Source organism: Halobacillus sp. HZG1, from assembly GCF_035818575.1.
Classification (GTDB): Bacteria; Bacillota; Bacilli; order Bacillales; family Halobacillaceae; genus Halobacillus; species Halobacillus litoralis.
Map to the genome: position 1 here is coordinate 1 of NZ_JAYLVQ010000010.1, position 8,402 is coordinate 8,402.

8 protein-coding genes are annotated in these 8,402 nt (G+C 44.9%); all 8 read left to right on the top strand.

All coding sequences use genetic code 11. The features are described 5' to 3' along the window. Positions 1–539: 539 nt before the first annotated feature. The 8 genes from VKA52_RS00670 to VKA52_RS00705 all read left to right on the top strand — a co-directional run bounded on the left by VKA52_RS00670 (position 540) and on the right by VKA52_RS00705 (position 8,172). Positions 540–911 carry a response regulator gene (locus VKA52_RS00670; RefSeq protein ID WP_326313846.1) on the top strand — a complete coding sequence of 124 codons (372 nt, stop codon included), beginning with the start codon at positions 540–542 and terminating at the stop codon, positions 909–911. A gap of 158 nt (positions 912–1,069) precedes the next feature. Beyond that, entirely contained in the window at positions 1,070–1,933 is an 864-nt protein-coding gene (gene fba, locus VKA52_RS00675; protein WP_115823376.1) for a class II fructose-1,6-bisphosphate aldolase, read from the top strand. 121 nt (positions 1,934–2,054) lie between these two features. After that, positions 2,055–2,696, top strand: a complete 642-nt coding sequence (gene fsa / locus VKA52_RS00680; protein ID WP_160910884.1) for a fructose-6-phosphate aldolase — start codon at positions 2,055–2,057, stop codon at positions 2,694–2,696. Positions 2,697–2,764: 68 nt separating this feature from the next. Further along, on the top strand, positions 2,765–4,051 hold the full coding sequence (locus tag VKA52_RS00685) for a UDP-N-acetylglucosamine 1-carboxyvinyltransferase (protein WP_160910886.1): 1,287 nt from the start codon (positions 2,765–2,767) through the stop codon (positions 4,049–4,051). Between the two features lie 57 nt (positions 4,052–4,108). After that, the gene (gene glpX / locus VKA52_RS00690; RefSeq protein ID WP_326313847.1) at positions 4,109–5,077 is read left to right on the top strand and encodes a class II fructose-bisphosphatase; all 969 of its coding nucleotides are present in this window, start codon (positions 4,109–4,111) and stop codon (positions 5,075–5,077) included. Between the two features lie 464 nt (positions 5,078–5,541). Beyond that, on the top strand, positions 5,542–6,828 hold the full coding sequence (rho, locus tag VKA52_RS00695) for a transcription termination factor Rho (protein WP_089654858.1): 1,287 nt from the start codon (positions 5,542–5,544) through the stop codon (positions 6,826–6,828). 177 nt (positions 6,829–7,005) lie between these two features. Next, positions 7,006–7,251, top strand: coding sequence for a type B 50S ribosomal protein L31 (locus tag VKA52_RS00700; protein WP_160910891.1), 246 nt, complete (start codon positions 7,006–7,008; stop codon positions 7,249–7,251). 297 nt (positions 7,252–7,548) lie between these two features. Beyond that, positions 7,549–8,172, top strand: a complete 624-nt coding sequence (locus VKA52_RS00705; RefSeq protein ID WP_160910892.1) for a thymidine kinase — start codon at positions 7,549–7,551, stop codon at positions 8,170–8,172. The last annotated feature ends 230 nt before the right edge of the window (positions 8,173–8,402 follow it).

Here is an 8,402-nt window from a genome sequence, read left to right on the forward strand (position 1 = left end):
ACTACTTAAAAAATCAGCTCGTATGGTTATGAGAAGTGAATGATATAAACGCTACCCCATTGACGTTTAGCAAACGCAATTGCTTGATACAACGCACTATATACCCGCCTAGGGGAAAAGAATTGGAACCTTACTTATGAAGACAAGTGTTCGAATCATCCACTTCCTTCAACCATTCAAGCTGCCCCTTTTAGAAGTGGTTTTGAGACACTTATAAGGTCAAGGGGCGGAGGGGAACGGTGAGACTCCTATGGGACGTGTGGGACAGGTGAGACCCCGGAAGGCATAGCCTGAGGAGGCTCACCGCCCGCCCCATGGAAAGCGAACCGTTTCCCGGAGCCTCTAGAATCACACAAACATCTCGAAACTGAGTCTTACACTAAAGGGAGCTTTAGTGGGAAGAGAAATTTTTACAGAAATTTTGACAAATAGAACGTACGTGCGCAGGAATACACCATTAAGGTATAGAAAATACAGGGATAGAGAGATAGTGAGAAGAATTTAAAAATTTAAAGATGATAGAAGGGAAGGTAAAAAGCATGGCAAATCGAATCCTCATCGTGGACGACCAGCCAGGGATACGACTCCTGTTAGAAGAGATTCTCAAAACAGAAGGATACGAAACCGTAAGTGCAAAAACCGGCCGTGAAGCATGTGACCTTGTGGAAGAAAAGGACATGGATCTTATTATTATGGATTATAATCTTCCTGTCATGCACGGCAAAGAAGTGTTGCTCTACTTAGAAGAAATGCACTTTGATGCCCCTGTCATTATCATTACAGGGGCATCTAAGGAATCAATTGAAAAGGAAGCAGATTTTCCTTTTGTCACAGATATCATATCTAAGCCATTTGACATCCATAAATTGAAAGAAATGGTTAATGGAACCCTTGTTCACAGCCGTTCATGACTTTTTTCTTGATGTAAGCGCTATATAATCCTCCTGCTGTTGCACCATAGAAAGGGTATTGGTATTCTAATACTGTAACCAAACTTACATGGTGTGTTTTCGTATGGAAACAGACTTGTAAATACAATGCAGTACGCTAACTAAAGGAGGATTCTTTCATGCCACTAGTATCAATGAAAGAAATGCTAGAAAAAGCTAAGGAAGAACGCTACGGCGTAGGTCAGTTCAACCTTAATAACTTAGAATATGCTCAAGCGATTCTTCAGGCTGCTGAAGAAGAGCAGTCTCCAGTAATCCTGGGTGTATCTGAAGGTGCAGGACGTTACATGGGCGGCTTCAACGTTGTTGTCGACATGGTAAAAGCACTGATGAAGTCTTATGGTACAACGGTACCTGTTGCGATTCACTTGGACCATGGTTCAAGCTTTGAAAAATGTGCAGAAGCGATCCACGCTGGATTCACTTCTGTAATGATCGATGCTTCCCACGATCCACTTGAAGACAACATTGCAGTCACTCGTAAAGTTGTTGAACTTGCACATATCCACGGTGTATCTGTTGAAGCAGAGCTTGGCCGTGTAGGTGGACAAGAAGATGACATCATCGTTGACGATGCGGAAGCAGCATACGCGATCCCATCTGAGTGTAAGCAATTGGTTGACGAAACAAACGTTGATGTATTCGCACCAGCCCTTGGTTCTGTACACGGACCTTACAAAGGTGAGCCGAACCTTGGCTTTGACCGCATGGAAGAAATCATGGGACTTGTTGACAAGCCACTTGTTCTTCACGGTGGTACAGGCATCCCTACAGCTGATATCAAGAAAGCAATTTCTTTCGGTACAGCTAAAATCAATGTAAACACTGAGAACCAAATGGCACAAGGTAAAGCCGTTCGCCAGGTTCTTGCTGAACAACCTGAGCAGTACGATCCACGTAAATATCTTGGACCTGGTCGTGATGCGATCAAGGAAACAGTTATTGGCAAGATGCGTGAATTCGGATCTTCTCAAAAAGCGTAATAATAGTTTGAAGGAAGCCGCTACACTGTAGCGGTTTCCTTTTCATCATGTATGAAAACGCCATCATTCGACTATTTTCATCAACTTGGAGCAACAAAATGAAGCGAAGAGGAGTGGGGATATGAAATTTTTTATTGATACGGCAAACATAGAAGACATTCGGGAAGCAAATGCACTAGGGCTTTTAGCTGGGGTAACGACAAACCCGAGCCTTGTAGCGAAAGAAGGAGTATCCTTCCATGACCGTCTGAAAGAAATCACAGATGAAGTGGATGGTTCAGTCAGTGCAGAAGTCATCTCTGAAGATTCAGAAGGAATGATTCGGGAAGGGAAGGAACTTGCTGCGATTGCGCCGAACATTACAGTGAAAGTTCCGATGACACTGGAAGGCCTGAAAGCAGTGAAAGCTTTCAGTGATTTGAATATCAAAACAAATGTAACCTTGGTTTTCTCAGCCAATCAGGCGTTGATGGCAGCCCGTGCCGGTGCCTCCTACGTATCACCATTCCTTGGTAGACTGGATGATATCGGTCATAACGGAATGGAACTCGTGGCACAGATTTCAGAAATCTTTGACCGTCATGCCATTGACACGGAAATCATCGCAGCTTCTGTCCGTCATCCTGTTCACGTAACGGAAGCGGCTATTCACGGAGCGCACATTGCTACGATTCCTTTCAAAGTTCTGAGCCAGATTGTTAAACACCCATTGACGGATCAGGGGATTGAAAAATTCCTGAATGACTGGAATAATCAAAAATAGTTGTGTGTTTTGGAAAATATTGCACATACTAAAAACCATAATCTTCACCTTAAAGCGAGGAGTTTCACATGCATAAACTATTAGTGGAAGGCGGAAGACCATTACGTGGACAGGTTCGGGTGAGTGGTGCTAAAAACAGTGCTGTAGCCCTGCTGCCGGCGGCAATCTTGGCGGAAACCCCTGTAACGATTGAAGGTCTTCCGGACATTTCTGATGTTGGGATCTTGTCGGACTTATTAGAAGAGATCGGTGGCTCGGTGCGTAAAGATGGAAGAACCGTACATATCGATCCTTCTGAAATGGTAGACATGCCCTTGCCGAATGGGAAAGTTAAAAAGTTGAGAGCTTCCTATTATTTTATGGGGGCGATGCTAGGCCGCTTTAATAAAGCTGTCATCGGTTTGCCCGGAGGCTGTCACTTAGGCCCGAGGCCAATCGACCAGCACATTAAAGGGTTCGAAGCTCTTGGTGCTAAAGTGACAAATGAACAGGGGGCCATTTACCTTCGCGCTAAAGAACTGAAGGGTGCCCGCATTTATTTAGACGTTGTCAGTGTTGGAGCTACAATCAATATTATGCTGGCTGCCGTTCGTGCAAAAGGTAAGACAGTCATTGAAAATGCAGCGAAAGAACCTGAAATCATTGATGTGGCTACCCTTTTGACAAGTATGGGAGCGAAAATCAAAGGGGCAGGAACAGACGTCATCCGTATTGAAGGTGTGGATACACTGAAAGGCTGTCTTCACACGATTATCCCTGACCGGATCGAAGCAGGCACTTACACAATTATGGCTGCTGCGCAAGGTGAGGAGATGATCATTGATAACGTCATCCCGCAACACTTGGAGTCTCTGTTAGCGAAACTGAGAGAGATGGGTGTCACGATTGAAGAAAATGATGAGCAGTTGTACGTCAAACCAGGGAAAGAGTTGAGGAGTGTCGATATTAAGACACTCGTTTATCCAGGCTTCCCGACAGATTTACAACAGCCGTTCACTTCCTTACTAACACAGACCCAGGGTACAGGTGTTGTCACAGATACCATCTATCAGGCTCGTTTCAAGCATGTCGATGAATTGAGACGTATGAATGCTTCGATCAAAGTCGAAGGTGGTTCTGCTATTGTGACAGGCCCTTCTAAGCTGCAGGGAGCAAAAGTGAAAGCAACAGACCTTCGTGCCGGGGCTGCCCTTGTCATTGCTGGATTGATGGCTGATGGTGTGACTGAGATCACAGGAGTCGATCACATTGAACGAGGGTATGAAAATATTACAAACAAGCTGATCGATTTAGGTGCAAAAGTCTGGTATGAGGAGATGTCAGACGAAGAGATTGAGCAATTCCAAAATTCGTAAGTTCATGATTTCCATGGGGAGATGAGGAAAAATCTTTGATTGATCGGGGAGATCACCATGGAAAGAAGTCTATCGATGGAATTAGTTAGAGTCACAGAAGCAGCAGCATTATCATCAGCGCGTTGGATGGGGAGAGGAAAGAAAGAGGAAGCCGATGATGCGGCAACCTCAGCCATGCGCGATGTGTTTGATACGATCCCGATGAAAGGGACTGTCGTGATCGGAGAAGGGGAAATGGACGAAGCACCTATGCTTTATATCGGTGAGAAACTCGGCAATGGGTACGGAGCCAGGGTGGATGTAGCTGTCGATCCGCTCGAAGGTACAAACATTGTGGCTCAAGGAACGTGGAATGCCCTTGCTGTCTTAGCAATCGCTGATCATAAGCAGCTTTTACATGCCCCTGACATGTATATGAATAAAATAGCTGTCGGTCCAGAGGCTGTAGGGAAAGTGGATATCAACGCCTCCATTGCTGAAAACCTGAAGGCTGTCGCTGAGGCCAAAGAGAAAGATGTGGCAGATGTCGTTGCCGTTGTCTTGAATCGTGAACGCCACCAAAGGATCATTGAGGAGATCCGCGAGGCTGGTGCAAGAATCAAGCTGATCCCTGACGGTGATGTCGCCGCTGCTATCAATACAGCCTTCGATCATACAGGTGTCGATATTCTGTTCGGGATAGGTGGTGCCCCTGAGGGGGTGCTCGCAGCCGTCGCCCTGAAGTGTCTTGGTGGTGAAATCCAGGGCAAACTTCTTCCTGCAAATGACGAGGAACGTCTCCGTTGTGAACAGATGGGGATTGAAGATGTCGACAAAGTCCTTTATATGGAAGATTTCTGTGGAGGGGACGATGCCATTTTCGCCGCTACCGGTGTCACCGATGGCGAACTCCTCAAAGGCGTGCAATTTAAAGGACAGAAAGCGACAACTCAAACGTTAGTTATGAGAGCTAAATCCGGAACCGTTCGTTTCATTGACGGGGACCACAGCCTGAAGAAAAAGCCAAACTTAGTCATGAAACCATAATGAAAACATCCTTCATCAATGAGAGAGGAAGCTGCAGTAAAATCAGCTTCCTCTTCATCTACAATAACCCACCTTCTTAAACATTTCTCAAATTAACATTGAAACTAAAGAAAGACAGGAGTACAATAAAGATTGTTTGATTAGGATAGAAGATCATGACACACGTCTCCAAATGCTTCTATTTATTGACTTCATTTAACTTAACTTCTTCTCAACCTTCTAACAAAAAAGTTCTGCTGAAGAAATGGCCTCCCTTTGGGAGGGAGCAGATCTTCTATTCAAGCAGATCTATTCAATTAATCCTTTAGAGAAGTTTTTAATTCTATATGTAAAATGGGCGTTATGTGCGGTGTTTTTTCAGCCTTTCCATCTTTAAGAATGGGAAAGAATATTTCACCAAGATTTTCATGCGTGCCTCTGAGTGACTTAAAAAATAAAGAAAACTAATAAAAAGTGGTGATCACGTGGCGGATTTAACAATCTCCAATTTAGAAACAATGACGTTGAAAGGGCTTTATGCGAAAGCAAGGCAATATAAAGTCTCTTACTATGCAAAACTGACAAAGCGCGAATTGATATTTGCGATTTTGAAAGCCCAGGCTGAAAAAGATGGTTTTCTGTTCATGGACGGAATCCTTGAAATTATTCCTTCAGAAGGTTTCGGCTTTTTAAGACCAATCAATTATTCTCCAAGTGCAGAAGATATTTATATTTCTGCCTCTCAAATCCGTCGTTTTGACTTGAGAAATGGGGACAAGGTATCTGGTAAGGTACGTCCGCCTAAAGAGAACGAACGTTATTATGGTCTCTTGCACGTCGATGCCGTAAACGGAGAAGATCCAGACTCAGCAAAGGAAAGAGTCCACTTCCCGGCATTGACCCCGTTGTATCCGGACCGTCAAATGAAGCTTGAAACAGAAACGAAAAAGCTTTCTACAAGAATTATGGATTTGATGGCACCCGTCGGTTATGGCCAGCGTGGTTTGATTGTTGCTCCACCAAAAGCAGGAAAGACAATGCTTTTAAAACAGATGGCTAACAGCATTTCAACAAACCATCCAGACGCGAAACTCATCATTCTGCTTGTTGATGAACGTCCGGAAGAGGTAACAGATATTGAGCGCTCGGTAGCTCCGGATGTAGATGTTGTCAGTTCCACGTTTGATGAAGTTCCTGAAAATCACATCAAGGTTTCTGAACTGGTGCTTGAAAGAGCGATGCGTCTTGTTGAACATAAACGTGATGTGATTGTTCTCATGGACAGCATCACTCGTTTAGCTCGCGCCTACAACCTGGTCATTCCTCCAAGTGGCCGTACATTATCAGGAGGAATCGATCCTGCTGCCTTCCACCGTCCGAAGCGATTCTTCGGTGCAGCTCGTAACATTGAAGAAGGAGGAAGCTTGACGATTCTTGCTACCGCCCTTGTGGATACAGGTTCACGCATGGATGACGTCATTTATGAGGAGTTCAAGGGAACCGGAAACATGGAGCTTCATCTTGACCGAAGTCTTGCTGAGCGTCGGATCTTTCCTGCGATTGATATTCTTCGTTCAGGAACAAGGAAAGAAGAATTGCTTCTTCCTCAAACCCACCTGGATAAAATCTGGGCCATTCGGAAATCGATGTCTGATTCGCAGGACTTCACAGACAGATTCCTGCGTCGCTTGAGGGCATCGAAAAATAATGAAGAGTTTTTCGATCTAATGGATAAAGATATGAAAGGGAAGGCAACAGCCGCCCGTCGTTAAAAAGGGGAAATGGTGATAACGATTGTATGTTTCTTGAAACTGGATGTTGCATCAGGGGGGAGCCCCTGTTATAATCATTCTATGTGAGTTTCAGTACAAGGTGTTATCACGAACCTTCGACGGCTCTTACAATAACTCTGTTTCCAAAGGATTCAGGGCAAAAAGGAGTGGAAGAACATGAAAGCAGGAATTCATCCAGAATACCGTAAAGTTGTATTCCTAGACACAAGTTCTAATTTCAAGTTTCTAACAGGGTCTACTCAGTCTTCTGAAGAAACAATCGAGTGGGAAGATGGAAACACGTATCCATTGATCCGCGTAGAGATTAGTTCTGCGTCTCACCCGTTCTACACAGGTAAGCAGAAAGCTGACAAAGCTGGCGGCCGTGTGGATCGCTTCAAGAAGAAATATAACCTTTCATAATTATGATGCCCTCTCTCCTGAGAGGGACTTCATCATTTTGAACAAAAACAGGCAAATTGTCTCAGATGTTTGCCTGTTTTTTTGTCAAAAAATAGGGGTATAAAAGCCTTTGTTGGAAAGGTGCAAATTATACTCTTTAAAGGACTTATCAATAAGGGGAGCTGTCCTTGGTGATTGAAGCCGCCGTTAAACCGGTGTCATCAAGGGAGCTCTTTTTTGTTGAAATAAAGGGGAGGATACCGGATGATCCCCCCATATTTTGAAGCTTGATTGAGTGAGAAGGGAGCGACAGTAGACGTGTATGTAATGAAACAGAGTGGATGGGTCGAACTCATCTGCGGAAGTATGTTCAGCGGGAAATCAGAGGAGTTGATCCGCCGTGTCAGGCGTGCGACTTTTGGTAATTTGACGGTCCGTGTCTATAAACCTGCGATTGATGACCGGTACAAAGAAGATGCGGTTGTATCTCATAACGGCACTTCTGTAATGGCTCGTCCTGTAAAAAGCTCGTTGGATATCCTTCAGCATGTGACGGATGAAGTGGATGTCGTAGGAATCGATGAATTGCAGTTTTTTGACGAGCATATCGTAGAGGTCGTCGAGTGTTTGGCAGACAAAGGCATACGCGTCATCGTCGCTGGACTGGATACCGACTTCAGAGGTGAGCCTTTTGGCAAAATGCCGGAAATGATGGCATTAAGTGAAAGTGTTACAAAGTTAAACGCCATCTGCCCTATTTGTGGTTCACCGGCCAGCCGTACTCAACGCTTGATCGATGGAGCACCCGCTTCCTATGACGATCCAATCATCTTAGTCGGTGCATCGGAATCATACGAACCGCGTTGCCGCCATCATCACGAAGTACCTAACAAGCCCAGGCAACACGAAGTGAAAAAGGTTTACGCTGAAAAAACAACATAAACCACTACACAGACAGCTGATCCCCAGCTGTCTTTTTCTTTTTCACTATTCTTAAATAGAAGCTCCCTTTTCTTGAAGACTCAGTTTCGAGACTTTTGTTGGGTGGATCGGGCTGCGGGGAATAGCTCGCTTTCCGCGGGAGCGCGGTGAGCCTCCTCGGACTGCGTCCTGTGGGGTCTCACCAAGCACTTTTTTCCCGCAGGAGTCTCGCCATTCCCCTCCGCCCCTTT

Coding starts and splice junctions, on each gene's coding strand:
- VKA52_RS00685 (WP_160910886.1), top strand. CDS start 2,765: ATGCATAAACTATTAGTGGAAGGCGGAAGACCATTACGTGGACAGGTT.
- fsa (WP_160910884.1), top strand. CDS start 2,055: ATGAAATTTTTTATTGATACGGCAAACATAGAAGACATTCGGGAAGCA.
- VKA52_RS00670 (WP_326313846.1), top strand. CDS start 540: ATGGCAAATCGAATCCTCATCGTGGACGACCAGCCAGGGATACGACTC.
- fba (WP_115823376.1), top strand. CDS start 1,070: ATGCCACTAGTATCAATGAAAGAAATGCTAGAAAAAGCTAAGGAAGAA.
- VKA52_RS00700 (WP_160910891.1), top strand. CDS start 7,006: ATGAAAGCAGGAATTCATCCAGAATACCGTAAAGTTGTATTCCTAGAC.
- glpX (WP_326313847.1), top strand. CDS start 4,109: ATGGAAAGAAGTCTATCGATGGAATTAGTTAGAGTCACAGAAGCAGCA.